General features: G+C 64.2%; 19 protein-coding genes. 11 read left to right on the top strand and 8 right to left on the bottom strand.

Going from position 1 to position 23,774, the window contains the following annotated elements; genetic code table 11:
* Nucleotides 1–14 precede the first annotated feature (14 nt).
* Nucleotides 15–1,388, top strand: coding sequence for an MlaD family protein (locus tag NKI49_RS07800; protein ID WP_352599166.1), 1,374 nt, complete (start codon nucleotides 15–17; stop codon nucleotides 1,386–1,388).
* 79 nt (nucleotides 1,389–1,467) lie between these two features.
* Nucleotides 1,468–2,076 carry an ABC-type transport auxiliary lipoprotein family protein gene (locus NKI49_RS07795; RefSeq protein ID WP_502899486.1) on the top strand — a complete coding sequence of 203 codons (609 nt, stop codon included), beginning with the start codon at nucleotides 1,468–1,470 and terminating at the stop codon, nucleotides 2,074–2,076.
* A 363-nt stretch (nucleotides 2,077–2,439) separates the two neighbouring features.
* On the opposite strand, the gene NKI49_RS07790 is transcribed toward NKI49_RS07795, so the two are convergent.
* Nucleotides 2,440–8,553, bottom strand: a complete 6,114-nt coding sequence (locus tag NKI49_RS07790; protein ID WP_352599170.1) for an apolipoprotein A-IV repeat region-like domain-containing protein — start codon at nucleotides 8,551–8,553, stop codon at nucleotides 2,440–2,442.
* A 276-nt stretch (nucleotides 8,554–8,829) separates the two neighbouring features.
* On the opposite strand from NKI49_RS07790, the gene NKI49_RS07785 reads away from it, so the two are divergent.
* From NKI49_RS07785 to NKI49_RS07775, 3 genes are all read left to right on the top strand, one after another.
* Complete coding sequence (locus NKI49_RS07785) at nucleotides 8,830–9,198, top strand: Hpt domain-containing protein (RefSeq protein WP_352599172.1); 369 nt, start codon at nucleotides 8,830–8,832, stop codon at nucleotides 9,196–9,198.
* Between the two features lie 99 nt (nucleotides 9,199–9,297).
* A complete protein-coding gene (locus NKI49_RS07780) occupies nucleotides 9,298–9,618 on the top strand; it encodes a 2Fe-2S iron-sulfur cluster-binding protein (RefSeq protein WP_013895257.1) in 321 nt (106 codons plus the stop codon).
* 327 nt (nucleotides 9,619–9,945) lie between these two features.
* On the top strand, nucleotides 9,946–10,980 hold the full coding sequence (locus NKI49_RS07775; RefSeq protein WP_352599174.1) for an NAD(P)/FAD-dependent oxidoreductase: 1,035 nt from the start codon (nucleotides 9,946–9,948) through the stop codon (nucleotides 10,978–10,980).
* 22 nt (nucleotides 10,981–11,002) lie between these two features.
* Here the strand turns inward: NKI49_RS07775 and NKI49_RS07770 are convergent, their stop codons facing one another.
* Both NKI49_RS07770 and NKI49_RS07765 read right to left on the bottom strand, forming a co-directional pair.
* Nucleotides 11,003–12,478 carry an MDR family MFS transporter gene (locus NKI49_RS07770; protein ID WP_352599176.1) on the bottom strand — a complete coding sequence of 492 codons (1,476 nt, stop codon included), beginning with the start codon at nucleotides 12,476–12,478 and terminating at the stop codon, nucleotides 11,003–11,005.
* A gap of 206 nt (nucleotides 12,479–12,684) precedes the next feature.
* Nucleotides 12,685–13,302 (bottom strand): DUF922 domain-containing Zn-dependent protease, encoded by a 618-nt coding sequence (locus NKI49_RS07765; RefSeq protein WP_352599369.1) that lies wholly within the window; start codon nucleotides 13,300–13,302, stop codon nucleotides 12,685–12,687.
* A gap of 140 nt (nucleotides 13,303–13,442) precedes the next feature.
* On the opposite strand from NKI49_RS07765, the gene folP reads away from it, so the two are divergent.
* The 3 genes from folP to folK are packed head-to-tail and all read left to right on the top strand — an operon-like array spanning nucleotide 13,443 to nucleotide 15,150.
* Nucleotides 13,443–14,291 (top strand): dihydropteroate synthase, encoded by an 849-nt coding sequence (gene folP, locus NKI49_RS07760; RefSeq protein ID WP_352599178.1) that lies wholly within the window; start codon nucleotides 13,443–13,445, stop codon nucleotides 14,289–14,291.
* Between the two features lie 3 nt (nucleotides 14,292–14,294).
* Nucleotides 14,295–14,654 (top strand): dihydroneopterin aldolase, encoded by a 360-nt coding sequence (gene folB / locus NKI49_RS07755; RefSeq protein WP_027025200.1) that lies wholly within the window; start codon nucleotides 14,295–14,297, stop codon nucleotides 14,652–14,654.
* On the top strand, nucleotides 14,638–15,150 hold the full coding sequence (gene folK / locus NKI49_RS07750; protein WP_352599181.1) for a 2-amino-4-hydroxy-6-hydroxymethyldihydropteridine diphosphokinase: 513 nt from the start codon (nucleotides 14,638–14,640) through the stop codon (nucleotides 15,148–15,150). Before folB ends, folK begins: the two co-directional genes overlap by 17 nt.
* Nucleotides 15,151–15,166: 16 nt before the next feature.
* Here folK and NKI49_RS07745 read toward each other — a convergent pair whose 3' ends face one another.
* The gene (locus tag NKI49_RS07745) at nucleotides 15,167–15,712 is read right to left on the bottom strand and encodes a DUF924 family protein (protein ID WP_352599183.1); all 546 of its coding nucleotides are present in this window, start codon (nucleotides 15,710–15,712) and stop codon (nucleotides 15,167–15,169) included.
* A 10-nt stretch (nucleotides 15,713–15,722) separates the two neighbouring features.
* A complete protein-coding gene (locus NKI49_RS07740) occupies nucleotides 15,723–17,558 on the bottom strand; it encodes a monovalent cation:proton antiporter-2 (CPA2) family protein (RefSeq protein ID WP_352599185.1) in 1,836 nt (611 codons plus the stop codon).
* Nucleotides 17,559–17,719: 161 nt separating this feature from the next.
* On the opposite strand from NKI49_RS07740, the gene NKI49_RS07735 reads away from it, so the two are divergent.
* The 3 genes from NKI49_RS07735 (at nucleotide 17,720) to NKI49_RS07725 (ending at nucleotide 20,415) form a co-directional block, all read left to right on the top strand.
* The gene (locus tag NKI49_RS07735) at nucleotides 17,720–18,700 is read left to right on the top strand and encodes an AraC family transcriptional regulator (RefSeq protein WP_352599187.1); all 981 of its coding nucleotides are present in this window, start codon (nucleotides 17,720–17,722) and stop codon (nucleotides 18,698–18,700) included.
* A gap of 59 nt (nucleotides 18,701–18,759) precedes the next feature.
* Nucleotides 18,760–19,968, top strand: a complete 1,209-nt coding sequence (locus NKI49_RS07730; protein ID WP_352599189.1) for an MFS transporter — start codon at nucleotides 18,760–18,762, stop codon at nucleotides 19,966–19,968.
* Between the two features lie 180 nt (nucleotides 19,969–20,148).
* Nucleotides 20,149–20,415, top strand: coding sequence for a hypothetical protein (locus NKI49_RS07725; protein WP_352599191.1), 267 nt, complete (start codon nucleotides 20,149–20,151; stop codon nucleotides 20,413–20,415).
* A gap of 80 nt (nucleotides 20,416–20,495) precedes the next feature.
* Here the strand turns inward: NKI49_RS07725 and NKI49_RS07720 are convergent, their stop codons facing one another.
* The 3 genes from NKI49_RS07720 to NKI49_RS07710 all read right to left on the bottom strand — a co-directional run bounded on the left by NKI49_RS07720 (nucleotide 20,496) and on the right by NKI49_RS07710 (nucleotide 23,735).
* On the bottom strand, nucleotides 20,496–21,047 hold the full coding sequence (locus NKI49_RS07720) for a hypothetical protein (RefSeq protein ID WP_352599193.1): 552 nt from the start codon (nucleotides 21,045–21,047) through the stop codon (nucleotides 20,496–20,498).
* Between the two features lie 124 nt (nucleotides 21,048–21,171).
* Nucleotides 21,172–22,260 (bottom strand): YcjF family protein, encoded by a 1,089-nt coding sequence (locus NKI49_RS07715; RefSeq protein WP_352599195.1) that lies wholly within the window; start codon nucleotides 22,258–22,260, stop codon nucleotides 21,172–21,174.
* Nucleotides 22,257–23,735 (bottom strand): YcjX family GTP-binding protein, encoded by a 1,479-nt coding sequence (locus NKI49_RS07710; RefSeq protein ID WP_352599197.1) that lies wholly within the window; start codon nucleotides 23,733–23,735, stop codon nucleotides 22,257–22,259. The genes NKI49_RS07715 and NKI49_RS07710 overlap by 4 nt, the downstream gene beginning before the upstream one ends.
* Nucleotides 23,736–23,774: the final 39 nt, after the last annotated feature.

The following is a 23,774-nucleotide window of genomic DNA, read 5'->3' as shown; positions in this document are numbered from 1 at the left end:
CCATAAGTGAAGCAATGGAAACCAGAGCCAACTACGTCATTGTCGGGATTTTCACGCTGGTTGCGATCCTGGCGGCGTTCGGCTTCGTCTACTGGACGGCGGCGATCGGCGACAAGGGCGAGACGACGCTGTTGCGCGTGCGCATTCCAGGCTCGGCCTCCGGGCTTGGCCGCGGCAGCTTCGTGCTGTTCAACGGCGTCAAGGTCGGCGACGTCAGGCGCGTCTATATCGACGTCGACAATCCGACTGTCGCGATCGCCGACACCGAGATCGACCGGATGACGCCGATCACCAAGTCGACGCAAGCCGATATCGGCCTTGCCGGCCTGACCGGGCAGGCCAACATCGAACTCAAGGGCGCCGACCCCAAGGAAGTAAAACTGCTCGACCAGGCAGAAAAGGAAGGCAAGGTCGCCGAGATCGTGGCCAATCCTTCTGCCGTGACCAATCTTCTGCAGACGGCGCAGAACATCTTCACCCGTGCCGACAAGGTGCTGACCGAACTCGAAGGCTTCACCAAGGATGTTCGCGGGCCGCTGACGCAGACCGTGCGGAACGTGCAGACATTCTCCGACGCACTGGCCAAGAATTCCGACGGCGTCGACAAGTTCCTGTCCAGCGTCAGCGCGCTGGCCGAAGAGCTGCAGGGCGTTTCCGGCAAGCTCGACGGCACGCTGAAGGCGGCGGAAGGTCTGCTCAACGCGGTCGACAAGGACCAGATCAAGAGCATCGTCGCCAATGTGAATACGATGACGGGGAACCTCAAGGAGACCTCGAAGCAGCTAGACGGCGTGATCAAGAACGTCGATACGGCGGTAGGATCGGTCAACGATTTCGCCAAGCAGACGCAAGGCACGCTGGCCAAGGTCGACGGCGTGCTCGACGGCATCGATCCGGCGCAGGTGCGCTCGGCGCTCGCCAACATCCAGAAGGCCAGCGAAAACGCCGACAAGGCCGCCGCCGACATCGCGGTGGTGACCAAAAAGTTCGCCAACCGGGCCGACGACATCGACCAGACGATCAAGGATGCCAAGCAACTCGCGCAACGGCTCAACGACGCTTCCGTGCGCGTCGACGGCATCCTGGCCAGGGTCGACAAGTTGCTCGGGTCAGGCCAGGCCGACGGCGTGATGGCCGACGCCAGGGCGACGCTGAAGTCGTTCAAGCAGGTCGCCGACACGCTGAACGCGCGCCTCGGCACCATCACCGACAATTTCGCGCGCTTCTCCGGGCAAGGTCTTTCGAATGTCGAGGCACTGGTGCAGGACAGCCGCCGTTCGATCGGCCGCATCGAGGAGGCGGTGACCGATCTCAGCCGCAATCCGCAACGCATCCTTTCGGGTGGCGAAGGCGAGGTTCGGCAGTTCGACGGCAGGGCGCGGCGTTGACTTCGGCGTCGGCGCGCCCCAGAAACATGAGCCGCGAAAGCGGGTTGATCTTACGATCCGGGGACAACGGGGATCGCGCGTGAAGTCTGTGTGGGTTAGAACGGGCGGGTTGACATCGGCTGCGGCGCTGCTTGCCCTGACGCTGGCCGGCTGCGCGGTGTTGGGGGGCAAGCCTGCGCCGCTCGACACCTTCGAACTGTCGGCGCCTTCGGTCGAGGCGCATGGCCACAGCCGCCGTCAGATCCTGATCGCCCAGCCCTCCGCGCTCAAGGCGCTGGACAGCCAGAACATCGTCATCAAGCCGTCGGATCGCTCGATCCAGTATCTCAAGGGCGCTCAATGGGCCGACCGGCTGCCGCTGATCGTGCAGGCGCGGCTGGCCGAGACGTTCCAGCGCTCAGGCAGCTTCGCCGGCGTCGGCAAGCCGGGCGAGGGCCTGGCGATCGACTACCAGGTAATCGTCGAGATCCGTTCCTTCGAGGTGCGCGTCGAGGGCGGCGAACATGCCGAGGTCGACCTGTTCGTGCGGATCCTGAACGACCGCAACGGCGAAGTCCGGGCCTCCAAGAGCTTTACGGCGACCGCACCCGTCTCGGGCAGCGGCAATCAAGGCTACGTCGGCGCGCTCGACGCGGCCTTCGGCGATGCCGCCAAACAGATCGTGCGCTGGACCGATTCGGCGATCTGAGCCGGCCGAAGCACTTCACGCTGCGGCGTTAAGGTAAGCGGATGGGGTCGTCATCTTGGCTGGCGGCAGTAACTGTCGACGCCGGCGCTGCCCCTCATTGCCCTGCCGGGCATTTCTCCCCGTATAGTGACGGGGAGAAAGACGGCTGTCGCAGATGGTTTCGCCAACTGCCGGCGCTGCGGAACAGGCGCCGACGTCGCGGCCATCTGTCTTCTCCCCGTCCTGTACGGGGAGAAGGTGCCGGCAGGCGGATGAGGGGCAGCGCCGACTGATAATGTCCGATGCGTTTCTCATCACCGGCCGGCCGGCAAATGAAAAAGGCGGGAAAATTTCCCGCCTTTTTTGTCTTTGCCTATCGCCTCATCACTGCAAGCGGCCGCTGGCGTGGGCGAGCATGGTGTAGACCTTGCCCGTATCCGACGTCAGGTAGGTCTGCGCCATGATGTTGTCGCGGTCGTTGCGCGACACATCCTTGAGCAGTTTCTCGAAGTCGTCGCAGTAGCGGTCGACGGCGGCGCGGAATTCGGCCTCGGCCTGATATTTGCGGCGGATCTCGTCGAACGTCTGCTGGCCCTTCAGCGTGTAGAGCCGGCGCGTGAACACGTCACGCTCGCCGCGCCGGTAGCGGTTCCACAACTCGATCGAGGCGTCGTGGTCGATGGCGCGCGCTATATCGACCGAGAGCGAGTTCAGCGATTCCACGACATGCAGCGGCGAACGCTGGGCAGGTGCGGCGCGCGGGGCTTCCGCGGGCGTTGCCGGCCTGGCGTCCTCTTCACGCGATGCCCCGCTCAGGAGATCGCGTACCCAGCCGCCCTGCGGCGTGCGGGCGCTGGTGTCGGCACGCGGGCGCGGCGCCGATTCGGCCGGACGCTCGATGTCGAGCGCGCCGCGCAGCGCGGTGCCGCCCAACGGCGCCTGAGGTGCGCGCAACTCCGGCTGCGGTGCCGCCGGAGCGCGGCGTGGGGGCTCGGCGGCGCGCGGGGCCGGCGCTTGCGGCGCCGGGCGCAGATTGCGGGGCTCGGAGCCTTCGCCGGTGCGGCCAGACTTGGCCACGATGTCCGAGAGCTCTTTCAAGGCGTTGATCTGCTCGGAAACGGCGCGACGGATGGCCGAGGTCGATTCCTTTGCCTCTTCCGGCATCTCGATGACGCCCTTCTTGAGCTCGGCGCGGGTGAGGTCGAGTTCGCTCTTGATCGAACCCGCGGTGCGCCGCATCTCCTCGGTCGCGTCGGCAAAGCGCTTGGTTGCCGAATCGACGACGTCGGTGATGGCGTTGCGGATCTTGTCGGCCGATTCCATCGTCTTGCCTTCGGCGTTCTGCAGCGTCTGGCCGACGAGGTTCTCGAACGAGCGCATGACCCGTTCGAGATCTTCCGACTTCTTGACCAGGCCGACGGCGAGGTCCTCGAGCGACGATTGCCTTTCGAGCGTGTGTTCGAGGTTGCTTTGGGCCGAGCTCAAGAGATCCGAGGCGCTGGCCAGCAGACGGCTGTGCTCGTCGAACTTGGTGGCGATCGAAGCGACTTCGCGCAAGGTCGACGACGACAGGTCGGTCAGCCTTGTCGTGTTCGAATCGACCAGGCGCGCCGAGCTGGCAAAGGTCTGCGCCGCCTTTTCGGTGGTGGCCGCGAAGCTCTGCGTGCTGCCGGTCAGGCGTTCGTCGACCTCGCCGAGGTTGACCGCGGCCTGCTCGATCAACTGACCGAGTTGCGCGCTGGACTTGGTCATGCGGCCGATAAGATCGGCAACGCTGTCGGATAGAGACGAGCGGGCGCCTTCGACCGCCGACAGGGTCTCGGCGGTACGGCTGGCGAGCGCGTCGACAAGGGCCGCGTTCTCGCTGCGCAGCTTCTCGGTGGCGCGTTCGGTGACTTCTTCCATGCTCTTTTGCAGGTCCGAACCGCCCTGGGCAAAGCGCTCGACCAGGGGGCGCGCGGTTTCGTCCAGTATCTTCGACAGTTCGGCCGAACGCGTCGCGAGCATGGTGTTGAGCTCGCGCGTGTTGGCGCCGATGGTCTTGGCGGCGTCGTTGGTGCTCTGGCCGATATGCTGGCCAACCGCGGTGAAGGTTTCGGCGATCACATTGGCGCGCGAGACGAGCTGTGCCTCGGCATTCGACACCTGCTCGTTGAGCTTCTGGCCCATCGTCTCGGCCGTGTAGGCGAGCCGGTTCTCGACGCCGGCGATCTGCTCCTCGACACGGGAGGCCGCGGCCGCCGCGCTCGATGCAAGCCGCTCGTCGGCGCCGGCAAGCGCCTGCTCGATCTCGCGGGCATGCACGGCCAGTTCCTGACCGGTCTGCCGCGCGCGGTCGGCGACCCTCTGCTCGGTGCTGGCGAAGGCGCCGACAATGGTCTCCGTGTGCTCGCCGATGGCCGAGGAACTGCTGGCGATGCGCGAGACCAGACGCTGATCGGCGTCGTCGAAGATGCGGCCGATTTCGGAGGCGCGCGACGAGAGTGCTTCCGAGCCCTCGGCGATGCGCGAGACCAACTGCTGATCGGCAGCATCGAAGATGCGGCCAAGGTCCGAGGCGCGCGCGGCGAGCGCTTCGGCCGATTCGCCGATGCGCACGCCGAGCCGCTGGTCGGCGCTTTCGAAATTGCGCAGGATGTCGCCGGCGCGGGCGGCCAGCGACTGTGCCGTTTCCACGGCCCGGGCAACCAGCTTCTGGTCGGCCGCGTCGAAGGTTCCGGCAATTTCGCTTGCTCGGGCGGCCAGGCGATCGGCGGTATCCTGGGCGCGGGCGGTCAATTGATCGGCCGTCTCCTGGGCGCGGGCGGCCAGCTTCTGATCCGCCGCATCGAAGGCGCCGGCGATCTGGCCCGCACGAGCGGCCAGCTGGTCGGCGGTTTCATGGGCGCGGGCCAGAAGCGAGTTGGAGGTGTCGTCCGCGCGGGCAAGCAAGGCGCTCGACGTGTCTTCCGCACGGGCGTGGAGGCGACGATCGGCCTCCTCGAAGGTGCGGGCGATGTCTTCGGCCCTCGCCAGCAGGGCAGCCGACGTCTGTTCGGCGCGCTCGGCGATCTTGCGGTCGGCGTCGCTGAACGCCGCACCAGCCTGTTCGTGCAGCGCGCTGGTGACTTCCAGGACCTTTTCGCGCAAGGCGCCGGCAACGAAGACGGCGCTCTTTTCGAGCACGTTGCGGACGTTGTCGACGCCAGTCGAGAGCGCGCGCTCCATGGTGCCGGCGCGTTCCTCGATGATGCCGGTCTGACGGCTGAACGCCTGCTCGATCTTCTCGACATCGGCGGCGATCGCAGCGGAAATGTCGGTGCTCCTGGCCGCGATCTGGTCGATATGACCCGACAGCGAGCGGTCGACGTCCTTGCGGGTCTCGACAAGCTTGCCGAGGTCGTCTTCCAGCGCACGGCTCAGCATATCGCGGCCTTCGGCCAGCTTGCCGACATGCCCGGCGATGATTTCGTCCATATCGCCGCGGCTGGCGGAGAGCTTCTGCAGGTCGGCTTCCAGCGCGCGCCTGAGAATATCGCGGCCTTCCGCCAGCTTCTCGACCTGGCCGGCGACCAGCCCGTCGATGCTGGAACGGCTTTCGGCCAGCTTGGCAAGGTCGTCCTCGAGCGCTTGCGACAGAGTCGAGCGGTCCTGGACCAGGCGATCGGAATGGCTGTTGACGAGACCCCTGACGCTCTCGAGATCGGCTTCGAGAGACCGGGCGAACGCTGCCCGGTCGTCGACCAGCTTCTGCGACTGGTCGGCAACAGTGCTCTTGACCGCATTGAGATCGGCTTCCAGGGCACGCCGCAGGATGTCGCGGCCCTCGGCCAGCTTCTCGACCTGGCCGGCGACCAGTCCGTCGATGCTGGAACGGCTCTCGGCCAGTTTGGCGAGGTCGTCCTCCAGCGCCTTCGACAGCGTCGAACGATCCTCAACCAGCCTGTTCATGTGATCGGCGATCACGCTGTTCACGTTTTGCAGGTCGGCTTCCAGCACACGCGAAAGCTGCCCGCGATCCTCGGCCAGCTTTTCCGACTGACTCGATATGACCCCCTTGATCGTGTTGAGGTCGGATTCCAGCGCGCGCTTCAGGATATCGCGGCCCTCGGCCAGCTTCTCGACCTGGCCGGCGACCAGGCCATCGATGCTCGATCTGCTTTCGGCGAGCTTGGCAAGGTCCGCCTCGAGCGTCTGCGACAGCAGGCTACGGTCCTCGGCCAGCCGTCCTGCATGGCCCTCGATCAGGCCGCGTATGCCGGACAGGTCTTGGTCGAGCGAGTTGGACAGCTGCGTCCGGTCGTTCGCCAGCGTGGCGGAATGGCTCTCGATAAGGCTCTTGATGCCGACAATGTCGTTTTCCAACGCCTTGGCGAGCACGGCGCGGCCCTCGGCGATCTTCTCGACCTGGTCGGCGACGAGGCCGTCGATGCTGGCACGGCTGTCGGACAGCTTGCCGAGATCGGCTTCCAGCGCGCGCGACAGGATGTTGCGGCCCTCGGCAAGCTTGCCGACGTGCCCGGCGACCATTTCGTCAATGATCGTGCGGGCTTGCACCAGTTTCCCAGAGTCTTCGTTAAGGGCCTGCGAAAGCCTGTTGCGGCCTTCCTCCAGCCTTTCGAGATGGCTGCCCAGCGATGCGTCGATGGCCGCACGCGATTCATTGACCTTGCGCAGATCCTCTTCAAGCGCGCGCGAGATCAGGTTGCGGCCTTCGGCCAGCTTCTGCACCTGGTTCGTCACCGCTTCATCGATGCCGGCGCGGCCCTCGGCGAATTTCGCCAGATCCGCCTGCATGGCGGTCGCGATGCGCTCGCTGCTCTCGGACAGTTTGCGGCTGTGGTTTTCGACGGCTTCCTCGATGCCGGCGCGGGCATCAGCCAGCCGCTGGAGGTCGGCGTCGAAGGAGCGCGACACGACATGACGCGCCGCTTCCATACGCCCGGCGAAGTCGCCGGCGCGGGCTTCCAGCATGGATGAAGTCGAGGTGACGATGTCGGCCATGTCGGCGCCGATCTGGGTCTTGCCCTGATCGATCATCGCGGTCAGCGTATCCTTGCTTTCGGCGAAGGTGTGGGCGATCTCGCGGGCGCGCTCGACCAGCGTCTCGTTGATCTGGCGAGCACGGGCCTCGAGTGCGGCGTTAAGCTTCTGCGTGCCGGTGTCCAGCGCCTCGGCGCGGGTCTGGAATTCGCTGATCAGCGCCTGGCCGCGTTCGGCGAGCGTGCGCTCGATGCCATTGAGGCTGGCTTCGAATTCGGAATTCAGGGTACGCGCGGCGCCGCCAAGCAGCGACACCATGCCGGTGGTGCGATCGTCGAGGAGGTCGGTCAGCGACCGGGTCAGGCCGTCCGTCGTGTCCGTCAGCTTGGCAATGCGCGTGTCGAGAAGGCTCGCGAAGGCTTCGCCCGAGGTCGAAAGCCTGTCGGTGATGTTGTCGAGCCGGCCCTCCACCGAATCGAAGATCGACATCGAGCTTTCATTGATGCGGTCGATGAGCGTGTCGCCGGAATTGGTAATGGTCATCGACAGCTTGGTCGATGCGTTGAGAATGCTGTCGCGGATGATGTCGCTGGCAGCGCCGATTTCGTCCTTCAGCGTTTCATGCGCGCCGGAGATCGAGGCGCGGACCCGCTCGGCATGGCTGACGACAGCCTCACGCTCGCTGCCCAACCCGTCGACCAGCGAACGGATGCGGTTCTCGTTTTCCGAATAGGAGCGCTCGATCTGGTTGACCTCGCTGTGGACCAGCGTTTCCAGCTCCACGGCGCGGGCAAGCGTGCGTTCGATGCCTTCACCCATGGCCGCCACCTCGCGGCGAACAGCCTGGCCGATCATCATGACGCGGTCCTGGGCGAGGTTTTCCGGCTCGGTCAGGCGGAACGCCACCTCCGTCATCGACTGCGCGGCAATGCGCATGTCCTGGGCGCGGCGGATCATCGTGGCGAAGGCCCAGAACAGGATGACCGGCACGATCGCCGCGACCGCCAGGCCGATCAGCTCGGGACGGGCGAAGAACTGGTCGAGCGTGCGGATATTCCAGATGCTCGGTCCGAAAAGCAGGTTGGCCAATCCGCCGGCGCCCGCGATCCAGGCGAGCGAGACAAAGGCGATGACCCAGTAGATGGTGTTGGAGGCACGCCTGTTGAGGCTGTGCAGGAGCGTCTTGTAATCTTTCTGGCGATCGTCGTTCGCCGGCGCGAAGCCCGCGGGCTGGGAGCCATTGCGCGTTTCCACGGGGCGCAGCTCCGCCTGCTTGGCCTTCGGCGCGGGTTTCGCGGCCTGGGTTTGGTTGAAGGCCTGCGCTTGATTGGCTGTGGGAGCCGGCGTCTGGTTGCGTCCCTCGCGTGCCAGCTCGTCGGCGGCCTGGGATATCTGCGCCTCCAGATCTTCCATCGAAGCCGCGATATCGAGATCGCCGCTTCCGACGTCGCCGCCGAGGTCGATATCGAGCGCCTTTTCCAGTTCCCTGGCCACGTCGCTGTCGAGATTTCTGGTCGTCGTTGTTTTCTTCGCCATGCCTTCGCTACCCTGTACTAAGCTGCCGCGGTCTTATAATTCTGGTTCTCGATGCCCGCTCGCAGGAGGCTGAAAATGGACCCTCGTATCGTAATGACACAGGGGGGTAAAGAAAACATGCATTCCTCGGGATACGTAAAACTTTAAATATAAGGTTAACGGAAGCGTGATTCCGCCGCCGTTTTCGCAACATTTTTCCGGGCCATCCATTAACCCGTTGTCCATTGGATTCGCCTAGCTTTTCAGGGCGGCCGAAGAAAAACGGAGTTCGAGTTCATGCGTGGCGAAAGCGGCATTGCCTTCTCAATGCCCGGGGGCGACGTATCGGGAACCAGGCGGTCCCGGCCTGTCGATTTGGCACACCTTGCCCGGCAGACGATGGGCGACCGCAGCCTCGAGCAGGAGGTGCTGGCGCTGTTTGTACAGCAGGCGCTGTCGGTGCGCGACAGAATAGTCGATGCCGATACCAAGGACCGGCTGCTCCTGGCGCATAGTCTGAAGGGGTCGGCTCGCGGCGTCGGCGCCTTCGCCATCGCCGATTGCGCCAGCGAGATCGAACGGCAGCCGGAAGACGGCCAGACGCTCAAGCGGCTTGGTGTGCTGATCGACGAAGTGCGCGATTTCATCGCGGCCATCAGCCGCTGATCCCGGTTTGTGGAAAAACGTCACACAGCGGCGCTTTCGCGCGGCAGTTGACTTGTCTGCCGGAGTGATTATCTCGGCTGCAACTCCCTCAGGTGACAAATGACCAAGCTGACCTTCATTGCCCATGACGGCACACATTTCGACGTGGATGCCGAAAACGGCTCGACGGTCATGGAAAACGCCATCCGCAACGCCGTGCCGGGCATAGAGGCGGAGTGCGGCGGCGCCTGCGCCTGCGCGACCTGCCATGTCTATGTCGACGAGGCGTGGACGGCGGAGGTCGGCGAGCCGGAAGCGATGGAAGAGGATATGCTGGACTTCGCCTACGAGGTTCAGCCGAACTCGCGGCTGTCCTGCCAGATCAAGGTGCGCGACGCGCTTGATGGCCTCGTCGTGCGGGTGCCCGAGCGCCAAGGCTGAAAAGGCGCGCTTTTTACCAGGGACAACGAATCCGGGTATAACGGTTCCTCGGAGCTTTCGCCGGGGCGCTGTTGATCGAGCACTGAAACGGAAAACCCGCCTATGCGGCGGGCCCTTGGCGCAACTCAGCACCATAGATAAATATCTACCATAGCTGCACTCACCCTGTCAAGAAAAAATTCCTATCACGAATAGCTGCCGGCACAGCGGACTGGCCGTCGCCAGGCTTTGTACCCGAATCGGGAGCCCTGGATTTTTGCCGCTGCCGCTTGGCAGCGGGCCGGTGGTCATGCAGTCTCACGCCAACGCAGCAGCGAGGCACACAGCATGACCGGCATCATCAGCACAGACGTCCTCATTGTCGGGGCAGGGCCGGTCGGCCTGTTCGCCGTGTTCGAGCTCGGCCTGTTCGACATGAAGTGCCACCTGATCGACATCCTCGATCGGCCCGGCGGCCAATGCGCGGAACTTTATCCGGAGAAACCCATCTACGACATTCCCGGCTGGCCTTCGATCTCGGCGCAGGGGCTGGTCGACAAGCTGCTCGAGCAGATCGCGCCGTTCCAGCCTGAATTCACCTACAACCGCATGGTTTCCAGCCTCGAGAAACTGGAAGACGGCAGCTTCCGCGTCACCACCGACGAGAACGAGGTGTTCGAGGCCAAGGTGGTGGTGATCGCCGCCGGTGGCGGCTCCTTCCAGCCGAAACGCCCGCCGATCCCCGGCATCGAACCTTATGAAGGCAAGAGCGTGTTCTATTCGGTGCGCCGGATGGAGGATTTTCGCGGCCACGATCTGGTCATCGTCGGCGGCGGCGATTCAGCCCTCGACTGGACGCTGAACCTCCAGCCGGTGGCAAGGAGCGTGACGCTGGTCCACCGGCGGCCCGAATTCCGCGCGGCGCCCGACAGCGTCAACAAGATGTATGCCATGCACGAGATGAAGCAGTTGGGGTTCCAGGTCGGACAGGTGACCGGGCTGGCGGGCGCCGAAGGCCAGCTGTCGTCAGCCGTCATCAAGGGGCCAGACGGCGACGTCGAGGTGCCTTGCACCCGTATGCTGCCATTCTTCGGCCTGACCATGAAGCTCGGGCCGATCGCCGAATGGGGGCTTAATCTTCACGAGAACCTCATTCCGGTCGATACCGAGAAGTTCCAGACGTCGGTGCCCGGCATCTTCGCGGTCGGCGACATCAACTGGTATCCCGGCAAGCTGAAGCTGATCCTGTCGGGTTTCCACGAGGTGGCGCTGATGGCCCAGGCCGCCAAGCGCATCATCAGCCCCGGCGAGCGCATCATCTTCCAGTACACGACCTCGTCGACCAGCCTGCAGAAGAAGCTCGGCGTGGTGGAAGCCTCTTAACGCCGCACTTTCCTGGAATTGCCTAGTCCGCCAGCACCGGAGCCTCGGGGCGGCCGCGCAGCGGCTTTTCCGGCATCAGCCCGAGCGCGACGAGCGCCAGGAGCAGCATTGCGGCCGCGACCAGGAAGATCATGACGAACGCAGGGGCCTCGGCGGTGGCGCCGACCGCCTGAGCGCCTTCGCCGGCCAGCGGCAGGCCATAGCCAAGCGCGACCGCGCCGAGGATGGCGACCCCGAGCGCGCTGCCCAACGAGCGCAGGAAAGTCAGGACGCCGGTGGCGACGCCGAGATGAGCCTGATCGACGGCGTTCTGAACCGACACGGTGGCAACCGGAAACGTCGTGCCGCTGCCCAGGCCGATGCAGGTCGTCAGGATCTCGACGACCAGCAGCGAGGCATGTCCCGCAACCAGGCTGAGCACGCCTAGGCAGAGGATGGCGAAGATCATGCCTGCCATGGCGATCCGCTTGTAGTGAAAGAAACGCGGAAGCGTGCGGCCGCTGAACGTCGCGCCGGCAACCGTGCCAAGCATGAGCCCCAGCATGGCGGTTCCCGATTCGCTTGCCGAAAGTCCGAGAACCGACTGCAGATAAACCGGCAAGTAGACCGCGAGGCCGATACTGGCGGCCTGCAAAAGGAACATCGACAGCGTGCCGGCAAGAACGATCGGGTTGCCGAGCACCTCGAGCGAGATCAGCGGCTCGGCGGCACGCAGCAGCCGCAGCGCAAAAGCGCTCCATATGACCGCCGAACAGGCGAGCAGCCCGAGAATTTCGCGCGACAGCCACGGATATGTGCTGCCGCCCCAGTTCAGCGCCAGCAACAGGAAGGCTGTGGCCGCGACCAGCAGCAATGCGCCGAGCCCGTCGATGCGGTGGTGTCTCGCGACGACCGGCAGCTTTTTCAGCGGCTTGTTGATGATGGCCATGGCGAAGAGACCAAGCGGGATGTTGATCCAGAAGATAAGCGACCAGTGCAGATGCTCGGCGAAGGTGCCGCCCAGAAGCGGGCCGGCGATGCTGGCGACCGCCCAGGTGCCCGCGATCCAGGCCGCGTAGCGCGCGCGCTCGCGCGGCGGCACGAGGTCGCCGATCACCGTCTGCGCCAGTGCAAACAGGCCACCGCCACCGGCGCCCTGGATTGCGCGGCCGACGACCAGTACCAGCATGTTCGGCGCCATGGCACTGACCAGGGATCCGGCAAGAAAGATGAGGATCGCTGCGTAAATCGTTGGGCGGCGGCCATAAACGTCCGAGATCTTGCCGTAGAGCGGCGCCATGGCCGTGGCGGTCAGCAGGTAGCCGGTCACGATCCAGGGCAGATATTCCGCATGGCCGAGCAGGCGCGCCATCGTCGGCATTGCCGGCGCGACGATGGTCTGATCAAGCGCGGCCAGAAGCATCGACAAGAGGACGCCGCCGATGATGGCGTTCTTTTCGCTTTCGCTGAGCGGCGCGTCGGTTTTCACCGTCGTCTGCCTGTCGACAGTCTGGTCCATGTCCATTCTTCCGTATGTGAGCGGCCTGGCCGGCGCCATTCGGCCGTCGCGGTGCGTTGATCCCGCAGTGATGTTTCGAAGCTCGTCACGGCGAACTCGACATATGTCGTGCCGTATAGGCCGATTTCGACCGGCGCTCGAAAATTTTTCGAATCTGGCACTATGTTTCGGCGCAATTGGCCCGGACCGGCAAAAGTCGGCGACATTCAGGCCGGCGGCAATTGGCCATTGTCGATGCGCTGCATTCGGTAGCGCAGGAGCCGCAGGATGCGGCTTTCGAAATTGACGCTTTCGACGCGGTCGAACCGCAGCTGGGCGCGATCATGCCGGGCGAGGACGGCGGCCGTGATCTCGGCTGCGTTGGCTTTCGCCGCATCGCAATCCTTCTGCGGGTAGGTCGCCTTCAGTGCGTCCTCTAGGTCGCGGGCGTGATTCTTGGCGATCTCGACGTGGCGCTCCTCGTGGCGCTTGATGTCGGCAGATAACGTGTCCCAGAACAGCCTCACATCGGCATCGGCCTTGCGCGGGCGGCGCCATTGGGGGAGGATCACCTTGACCTTGAGGGTCACGACGGCATCCGCGATCCGGCAAGAGCCGGATTGCCCGGCGTAGCTGATGCGGGTGGTGAAGGCCATCTGGGTGGCGCCGGGATGGCGCGAGCCCGTGCTTTTGACCTGCGGCCCGTGTTTGGAGAGCTGCGCCTCGATGTCGTCGAGCGTGCGGCCGCCGACGGCGAAATAACTGTACGTCTTGACGAGATTGGCCGCGCCCGCCGGAAGCGAGGCCGCGGCAAGCAGCAGCGCACAGAGCAGGGGTGTTTTCATACCGAGCATGGATGGCTTCATGATGTTGCCTCTTAGACCACCTTGCTTTACGGCCGTTGCCGGCGCAACGGAATTGATCCGCAGCGGATCACACACGGTTGATAAGCCTCATGGTTGACGTGCCCCATGGTTGACGAACAATGACGGCGAGGCGGTGGCACCTGGCGCATGGGCGCCATCTCGACCTTGGCAAGGCCGTGGTCGTCGGCATCCTCAATGTCACGCCCGACAGCTTTTCCGACGGCGGCCTGTTCGATGCACCCGAAAGGGCGCTGGTCCAGGCGCGCCGCATGATCGACGAAGGGGCATTGATTGTCGACGTCGGCGGCGAATCGACCCGCCCGGGCGCCACCGTCCTGTCAGCCAGCGAGGAGCAGGCCCGTATCCTGCCCGTGATCGAGGCGCTGGCGAGCGCCGGCGACGTGCTGATTTCCGTCGATACCTACCGCGCGGACACCGCGCGGCTCGCCGTGGCCGCCGGCGCCCATATCGTCAACGATGTCTGGGGCCTGCAACGCGAGCCCGACATTGCGCAGGTCGCCGCAGATACAGGCGCCGGGCTTGTCATCATGCATACCGGGCGGGATCGCCAGAAGCTGCCCGACGTGATCGCCGACCAGTTGGCGTTCCTGGGCAAATCTCTGGAAATCGCCCATCGGAACGGCGTCGCGGACAGTCGTATCGTGCTCGATCCCGGCTTTGGCTTCGCCAAGGAAACGGCGGCGGAAAACCTCGACCTGATGGCACGGTTTTCCGAACTCGGCGCGCTCGGTTTTCCGCTGATGGCCGGCACTTCGCGGAAACGTTTCATCGGCACCGTCACCGGCCGCGATGCGCCCGACAGGGGCGTCGGGACGGCTGCGACGAGCGTCATCCTCAGGCTCAAGGGCGCGCATCTGTTTCGCGTCCACGATGTCGCAATCAACGTGGACGCGCTGGCCGTGGCGGATGCTATGCTGGCACGGGAAACCGCCAGACCGGGACGCTGAGCCATGTATGTCATCCGCTTGAAGAATTGCGCCTTCTTTGCCCGGCACGGCGTGCTGGACGAGGAGGAGACGCTCGGCCAGCGTTTCTATGTCGATGCGGTGCTCACCGTCGAACCCGGACGGGCGCTTGTCGATGACGCCATCCAGGAAACCGTCAATTACGGCGTCGCCTTCGCCGTGATCGAGAAAATCATCACCGGCGAACGGCGCTTCCTGATCGAGGCGCTGGCGCTGGAGGTGGCAAAGGCGCTGACGTCGCATTTTCCTCAGATACGCAAGGCCGAAATCACCGTGCGAAAGCCAAATGCACCTGTGCCCGGCGTGCTCGATTACGTCGAGGTGACCGTTGTCTGGCCGGAATAACACCGTTTACCTCAGCCTTGGCGGAAATCTCGGCGATCCGGCGGCCTCGATGGCCGCAGCACTGCGCCTGCTCGACGCCGATGCCGGCACGAGCGTTGCCGCCGTCTCTTCGCTCTACCGCACGCCGCCCTGGGGCAAGCTCGACCAGCCGGATTTTCTCAACGCCGCCGCCGAATTGTCGACGAGGCTCTCGCCACGGGCACTGCTCGATCTCTGCCTCGAGGCGGAGCGCAAGTTGAAGCGGGTGCGAGAAGAGCGCTGGGGGCCGCGCCTGATCGACATCGACATTCTGGTGTTCGGCAACCGCGTCATTCACGAGACCGGACTGGAGGTGCCGCATCCGCGCATGCTGGAGCGCGCCTTCGTGCTGGCTCCGCTGGCCGAGATCGCGCCTGATCTCGCGGTCGGGGGCCGAAGCGTGTCGGAGCGCCTGGGCGCCGTCGAAGCGGCCGGCATCGAGCGGCTGCCATCCGGCCGCGACTGGTGGCAGCGGTAGCCCGGCAGCCAGCACATCAGCCGGAAAAACCGCCTTCGTCCAGGAACGCCTTTTCCTCCGGCGTCGTTTCGCGGCCAAGCATCTTGTTGCGATGCGGAAAGCGGCCGAAACGCTGGATGATGTCGCGGTGCTCTTCGGCGTATTTGAGGTAGTCCGGTGCCCTGGCCGCGGTGAGTTCCACGGACGTTTCCTGATCGGCGAGCAGTTCGGAATGTTCGAACGGCAGATACAGGAACACGCGGATTTCCGGTGCGAGCAATAGATCCTGGCCGGCCAAGACCGCCTTGCGGGCGAAATGCCTGGCCAGTGGGTCGGTGGCGTACATATGGCCGGTGCCGCGAAAGCAGTTCCGCGGAAACTGGTCGAGCAGGATCATCAGCGCCAGCGAGCCTTCGGCATGGTCCGACCAGTCGTCGCATTGGCGCCGCGCGGCGTCGTAATGCAGCTCGAGGAAGCCGGTGCGGAAATCGGCATCGAAAGCGTCGTTCTTTTCGAACCATGCATCCTCGCCGGCATCACGCCAGAATTTGGTGACCGAGAGGGCTCTGCTGTCCAATTTCATGCGTTCCTCGTCAGTCCGTGGGCTTGGATTTGTGCAGCACGCCGGCCGTCTCTTCGTTGAGCGCCTGGCCAGGGCGACGCGGCGTGGACAGCGGCGTCGGAATAGGCGTGCCGATATTGCCCTTCAGGAAGCGCTGTCCGGCGCGGACGCCTTCGGCGAGTTGCGTCTCGAAACGGGCGGTGTCGCGGCGCCGCACGTCCTCGATCACTTCGGCGACCTCTTCCGGATCGACGCCAAACGATTCCAGGGCCGAGCCGCCGAAAACCAGCGCCGACTCGAAGGTTTCGCGCAGCTGGAAGTCGACGCCGACGCGAATGAGCTGCAGCGCGGTGCCGCGGTCGAAAGCCCGTGCGAGCACCGTAAGCAGAGGAAACTCGGCCTTGACCAACTGGGCGATGCGGACGGCCACATCGGGCTTGTCGACACAGATCAGCACTGCACGCGCCCGGCCGGCGCCGGCGGCATGCAGGATATCCAGGCGCGTGCCGTCGCCATAATAGACCTTGAAACCGAAATCGGCCGCCGCCTGGATCATTTCGACCTCGTTGTCGATGATCGACACATCGATGCCGCGCAGCAGCAACGGTTGGCTGGCAATCTGGCCGAAGCGGCCGAAACCGATGATCAGCACACTGCCGGTAAGGCCGTCGGCGACGTCGACGCCTTCAAGCGACTGCTCGTCGCGCGGCGTGAGATAGCGCAGCGCGACGATCGCCAGCGGCGTCAGCACCATGGAGATGATGACGATCGCGGTCAGCGTCGCGTTGCCCTGGCTGTCGATGATGCCGACGGAAGCGGCGGCGGAATAGAGGACGAAGGCGAATTCGCCGCCCTGCGCCATGAACACGGCGCGTTCCAGTGCTTCGCGGTGGCCGGTTTTCAGGATGCGGGCGACGATGTAGATGCCGAGCGCTTTCATCAGCATGTAGGCGACGACATAGACGGCGATCAGCTTCCAGTTCTCGGCGACTATGTGCAGATCGAGCGACATGCCGACGGCGAGGAAGAACAGGCCGAGCAGGATGCCGCGGAACGGTTCGATGTCGGCCTCGAGCTGATGGCGGAAGGTCGATTCGGACAGAAGCACACCGGCGAGGAAAGCGCCCATCGCCATCGACAGGCCGCTGAGCTGCATGGCGAGCGCCGATCCGAGCACGACCAGAAGTGCGGCGGCGGTCATTACTTCGCGGGCGCGGGCATCGGCAAGGATGCGGAAGAACGGATTGAGCAGATAACGTCCGGCCACCACCAGGCCGACGATGGCGGCCAGGCCGATGCCGACCTCGGTCAAGCGTTCCGACAGGCTCGTATCGGCGCCGCCGGGTGCGAGGAAGGCGATCAGGGCCAGCAGCGGCACGATCGCGAGGTCTTCCAGCAAGAGGATGGAGACGATGCGCTGGCCCTTGGGCGAGGCGATTTCGCCGCGCTCCTCGAGAAGCTGCATCACGATCGCCGTCGAGGTCAGCACGAAACCTGCACCGGCGACGAAGGATTGCGAGATGGGAAACCCTCCCGCCATGCCGACACCGGTCAGCAGGACAGCGCAGACGCCGACCTGCAAGGCACCGAGGCCAAAGATCTCCCGGCGCAGGCCCCACAGCCGCGACGGCTGCATTTCCAGCCCGATGATGAACAGGAACATCACGACGCCCAGTTCGGCGACATGAAGAATGGCTTCCGATTCGGAAAAGATGCGCAGGCCGAACGGACCGATCACCACGCCGGCGGCCAGGTAGCCGAGAATCGAGCCGAGACCCATGCGCTTGAAGATGGGAACGGCGACGACGCCCGCGGCGAGCAGCGCCACCACTTGAACCAGATCGCTGCCTGATGCCTCTACCGCCATGCCTCTTTTCCCTATGTCCGACAGCACTCCTTGCATGCAGTTGGAGCGGGAGGCAAGGGCGGGGGACCTGCCAGGACGGGTAGGGTGCCACCGAAGCGTTTCCCCTGGTGGAACAATGGTCTCCGCTTGCCTGCCGGACGATTGGTATATATATCGGCAGAATGACTAACTATTCGTCCTCGCTGCCACATATTCCGACGGATGCGCTCAGCGAAGTCCTACAGGACTTTCGCTTGAGCGGCGTCAATTATGGCCGCTGCGAGCTCCGGCATCCTTGGAGCATAGAATTTCCGCAGCAATCGCTGCTTCGTTTTCACTTTGTCGGTCAGGGGCCATGCTGGATCCATACCGAAGCGCAAGGCTGGCAGGAGTTGCGCGATGGCGATCTGGTGCTGCTGCCGCAAGGCATCCCCCATCGGCTGGCTAGCGCGCCGGACGTTGCAGGCGGCTCGCTCGATGATTGCCGGGTGACCAAGTTGGGGAGCAACGTCTGCGAAGTCGTACGGGAAGGCACGGGCGCGACAAGCACCCTTTTCTGCGGCTCGATGGCCTTGGGCGCCTGTGCGTTAAACCCATTGATCGCGCTGATGCCGCCTATCATCAAGGGTTGCGATGTGGCCGGCAATGACCCGGTCGTTGGTCCTTTGCTGGCGGCCATGTCCGCGGAGGCCGCGCAACCGCAGATGGGCAGCGCCACCATCTTGTCGCGTATGGCGGACTTGCTGACAGCCCGGCTCATTCGCTGCTGGGTCAATTGCACGGGAGCTTCGACCACCGGTTGGCTCGCTGCCATCCGCGACCCCCATATTGGCCGCGCCCTGGCAGCCATGCACAGAGATCCCGGCCATAACTGGACGCTCGAAAGCCTCGCCAGCCTGGCAGGCCAATCGCGCTCGATTTTCGCCGAGCGCTTCAGCGCCGTATTGGGAGAAGGCGCGGCACGCTATCTCGCCCGTTTGCGCATGCAGCTTGCCCGCGAGTTGTTGGGGCAAAACGGTTTGTCGGTGGCCGAGGTTGCTACCCGCTTGGGCTATGATTCCGAGGCATCCTTCGCTCGCGCCTTCAAGCGCATCACCAATGTCTCCCCTGGCGTTGTGCGTCGCACAATTCCCGGACGAATAGACATGAATTTCGGATTTTGAGATGCATTTCATCCGAAAGGACTCGTTTATGAAGATCTCCAAACTTTGGAGATACTTCCGTGACAGACACAACATTACAGCTTGAAAACCCGGCGATAGACGTTGATGCGGCTGCGCAGGCCAGGTGGGGCGCAACCACCTGGTTCGCGGTCATTTCATTGGCCGCCACCAGCTTTGCTCTGGTGTCAGCCGAATTTCTGCCGGCAGGTCTGCTGACGCCACTGGCGCGCGATCTCGGTATCAGTGAAGGAACGGCCGGACAGGTGGTCACCGCCACAGCGTCTGTCGGCGCCGTGACGGCCATGTTGAGCAATGTTCTCATCGGCCGATTGAACCGCAAGGCAGTGCTGGTTGGTCTCAGCGCCTTGGCGGTCGGCTCCAACATTCTTGCGGCGCTGGCGACCGATTTCTGGTTGTTGTTGCTGGGTCGGGCCGGACTGGGGATCGCACTCAGCGCTTTCTGGGCACTTTCGGTCGCCGTCGTGGCGAGGTTGGTTGGCGCCAATGCGACTGGACGGGGCATGGCTATCGTCACCCTCGGCGTCTCGCTCGCAACCATTGCCGCACCGTCGATGGGCGCGTTGATCAGCGACTGGCTGGGTTGGCGCAGCGCCATGGCCATGACAGCCGGGTTGGCCTTGCTTGCCATGCTACTGCAATTGCTTAGCCTGCCGTCTTTGCCGGCAGCGGCAAGCAATAGTCTTGCAGAGGTCCTTCGGCTGACACGGCGGCGTGGCATTCAACTTGGTATGCTTGCTATCCTCTTGCTGATGACGGGGCATTTTGCCGGCTCGGTCTATGTGCGTCCCTTTCTCGAACATGTGACGCTCCTTGCAACCGGGCCAATTGCCCTGGCGTTGCTCGGATTTGGCATTGCCGCGGTGATCGGCAATATTGCCGGTGGCCGCATCGCCGACGCCAATATCCACGTGGCTCTCGTGGTTACCGCGGCATTGATGGCGTTCGCGGCGCTGGCATTGGTGCTTTGGGGCGTACACATTGGCGTTGCCTTTGGCTTCGTTACGCTGTGGGGCTTCGCCTTCGGCATGGCGCCGGTGGTGCTGCCGACAAATTTGTCTCGCGCAGCGCCGGACGCGCTGGAAGCGGCGGGCAGCCTGATGGTCGCCTCTTTTCAGGTCGCCATCACCGTCGGCGCTGTTGTCGGCGGCTATGTCGTGGACACCTATGGCCCTACCGCGCCTTTGACTGTGACTGCTATCCTTGCAGCATCGACAGCCGTATTGGCGCTGCTGCAGCCGCGCAGCTGAGCTTTGCCGCCGCTGACGCGGTAGCCTGAAAATCCGGCCCGGGCGATGTTGCAGGCACGTTACACAAGTTGAGCCTCCGGTTGCGTTGCATCTTGCCGCAATCGTAGGTTAAGCACGCTCGGCTTCGGCCATTGGGGGCGCGACGATCAAGTCGCGCCCTTTTGAGGAGAGATGACTGACATGAAGAAGTTTTTGCTTGTCGCCGTCGGCCTGGCGGTGCTTGCCGGTTCGGCTTGTTCCAAGGCGCCCGAGTGCACGGCGGAGATCGCGACCAAGAAGGCGCAGGACATGGCTGCCGCCCTGCAGGAGGCGATCACCAAGGACCCGTCCAAGGCGGCCGATCTGACGGCCAAGGTCCAGACGGTGACAACCAAGTATCAGGGCGCCACGACCCTGGCCGACGCCTGCAAGGCCTATGACGAGGTCACTGCCGCGATCAAGAGCTAAGCACCTGATTCGACTGGTTCAAGCGAAGCGGCGGCCCCTTGGGTCGCCGCTTTTCCATGTTCAGGCAGGATAGGTTCGGTTCAGTTCGGCGCGATAGAGCCGACTTCGACGGCGTCGACGCGCTTCAGACTCATGCCGATCACCGGCACCAGCTGGTCCTGGACGCGAACGGCAACGGTCACCGTCATCGAATTGTCGTCGGGAATGCGGGCCTGCATGACGCCGCGCAGCTGATTGCGGTTGATGGTGAAGACCACCTTGCGCGCGTCGACGACATTGCCGCCGATGATGTCGAGCCCGGAACCGGCCGAGCCGCCCATGAAAGAACCCTTGTAGTCCCGACCCTTGCGCTCGATCCTGGCCGACATGGGCTGGGTGAACACGCCGACCCTGCAGCCGCCGTCAAGCGTCATGCCCATCTTGCCGTCGGGCGTGGAGCCGGTGAAGCTGCAGTTGAATTTCGTGCCCTTGTACTTGCCGGCGACGATTTCGCCCGGACCGACCCACTTGCCTTCGGCGGACTGGAAGAACTGCTTGTCCGGCTCCGCGGCGTTTGCCTCCGAGGCAAGTCCGGCGACTGCTGTGATCGCGACCGCCAGGGGCAGGATGCTGGACAGAACTACGCTTTTCATCGACGACACCCGGCAACAACGAGGCTGTTTGAAACCAGGCTGACCATGAACAAGATTGGTTAATGCTTCGTCACTGCCGGGTCTCGAAACCGCTATCCGCCAACCATCTCCGAACATCCTGGCGTTATTTACCGGCGCCGGGTGTTTCGGTGTCTTTCTTCGCTGCAAACGAGGTCAGCGCGGAGAGGAAATCGCCCAGTCCCGGGCGCTTTGCGGCGCTGAAGGGCAGGGGCCGCGCCGTCTCCATCGCGGCGATGCCGATGCGCGCCGTCATCATGCCGTTGACGATGCCTTCGCCAAGCCTGGCCGAAAGGCGTGCCGCCAGGCCATGGCCGACGATCTGCTGGACGAAACTGTCGCCGACGGCGATCGAACCGGTGACCGCCAGATGCGCCAGCACGCTGCGCGCCAGCCGGAAGAAACCGAGTGTTCCCGGCCGGCCGCCATAGAGTTCCGACAGGCGGCGGATGAGGCGTCCGGCCTCGAACACGACATAGGCGACATCGACCAGTGCGCGCGGACTGACCGCCGTCACCAGCGAGACGCGTTTGGCAGCCTCCAGAATCATCACCTTCGCCCTGATGTCGAGCGGACCGAGAATTTCCGCTTCGGCCAGGCGCACCAGGTTGGCGCCGTCGATGATCTCGCCGCGCAATTCGGCCAGCGCGCGCCGGCCGGCCGCGGTCTCGGGCTTGGCCGCGACAAAGGCGGAGAGCTCGTCGACAACCGATCGTGCCGCCTTGGGATCGTCGCGCGCAATCGCGTCGAGCGCCCGCTTCTGCAGCTTTTCGACCTCGGCGAGACGGGCGATCGCCAGGAATTCCCGGATCAGGATCACCGCAAGCGCCAGCACGGCGATTGCCGCGACGCCGGCGGCCAGCCAGCCAAGCCATTCGGCTCGTGCAAAAAGATCGCGTATCAGCTGGTCGGTCCACATGCCGATAGCCAGCGAGACCAGCACGCCAAGAGCGCCGAAGAAGACGCTGCCGAGCAGCGATTTTCTTCTCGGGGCGACCGCGGGCGGCTCGGCGGCAACGATGTCGGGTTCATCGAAGACGTCCACCTCGGCCGGTATGACCAGCGCCACGTCGGCCTTCATCGCGCGGGGTTTCCGCTGGGGTTCGGCGTGGGCACGGCGAGGCTCAGGCGTCTCTTGTCTTGACGCGGCTTCCGGCTCGATGCGGAACGCCGCCGGCTTGCGGGGCGAGGTCATGCCAGATGATCTCCGATCAGGAACTGCAAGGCACGGTCGAGCCTGATATGCGGCAGCGACAGCGTGACGCCTTCGGCGGTGCGTTCGAGCTTTGGTGGGCGGAAACGGACGAAGCGGATTGTCGGGTCCGCAGAGTTTTGCCTGTGGTCGGGCGCCGAAACATCGAAAACCGTATCGATTTTCTCCGGTAAGTCACCGGGAAATATAGCTGTTTCCGTCTTTCCGTCGAACGTCTCACCATTGATCCTCTCGCCGGCAATCGGCGTGCCGATGATGACCGGCAATGTCTCACGGCCTTGTTTGACGGTGCCTTCGCGCGTCGCGCGCATCGCCGCCATGGCGACCACGTCGACATCGGCACCAGTGAAATTCGCCCGCGCCACGGCACGGTCGGCCAGGCGCCGCACGATTGCCTGCAAGCGATCATGGCTTTCATGGTGCAGGTGATCGGCCTTGGTGGCGGCGACCAGTATGCGGTCGATGCGCCGGGCGAAAAGATCGGTGAGGAAGCTGCCCCGGCCGGGTCGGAAACAGCTTAGGATCTCGGTTACCGCGCGTTCCAGGTCGGCCATAGCACCGGGGCCGGCGTTCAGCGCCTGCATGGCGTCGATCAGAACGATCTGGCGATCGAGGCGGGCGATGTGCTCGCGGAAGAACGGTTTGACGACATGTGTCTTATAGGCCTCGTAGCGCCTTTCCATCATTGCATGCAGCGAGCCGTTGCGAGGACGCCTGTCGCCGAGGCCAACCAGCGGTGCGAAGGTCAGGGCAGGGGAACCTTCGAGATCGCCAGGCATCAGGAAGCGACCGGGCGGCAAGGTCGAAAGCGCCCGCTCGTCGAGCTTGCAGGCCTTGAGGTAGGCGGCGAAGCTTTCGGCCAGCCGGCGCGCCGTCATCTCGTCGGCGTCGGCGTTCGGGTCGATTTCGGTTGAGACGGCTCGCCAGGCCCGCGACAGGTCCTCGCGCACCGGCAACGCCGCCATTTCAATGGCTTCGCGGGAGAAATCGGCGAAGGACTTGCCGAGCAACGGCAGGTCGAGCAGCCATTCGCCGGGGTAGTCGACGATGTCGACCGACAGCTTGCCGGAAGAGAACATGCGGCTCCAGCCGGAAGCCGATTCATATTCGATGGTCAACCGCAATTCCGAGATGGCGCGGGTCGAATCCGGCCAGACGCGATCATTGACCAAGGCGGCGATGTGGTCCTCATACTGAAAGCGCGGCACGGCATCGTCCGGCTGCTGTTCCAGGAAAGCGCGCGCGATACGCCCTGATTTCTGCGCCTCGAACAACGGCAGGCGCCCGCCGTGGATCAAATTGTGGACAAAGGCCGAGATGAAGACGGTCTTGCCGGCGCGGGAAAGGCCCGTGACACCCAATCGCAGCGATGGCGAAAAAAGCCCCGTGGCGCGCCCGGAGAGCGTGTCGAGAGCAATTCTTGCTTCGTCGGTGAAGGTGGTCAGCGATGATGCCAAAACATGCTCTCTCGGGCTTCGGTCCGTCCGATATAGGCT

It is taken from the genome of Mesorhizobium sp. M0587 (genome assembly GCF_040320945.1).
Lineage (GTDB): Bacteria > Pseudomonadota > Alphaproteobacteria > Rhizobiales > Rhizobiaceae > Mesorhizobium.
This window is presented reverse-complemented; position numbering and strand designations above follow the sequence as displayed.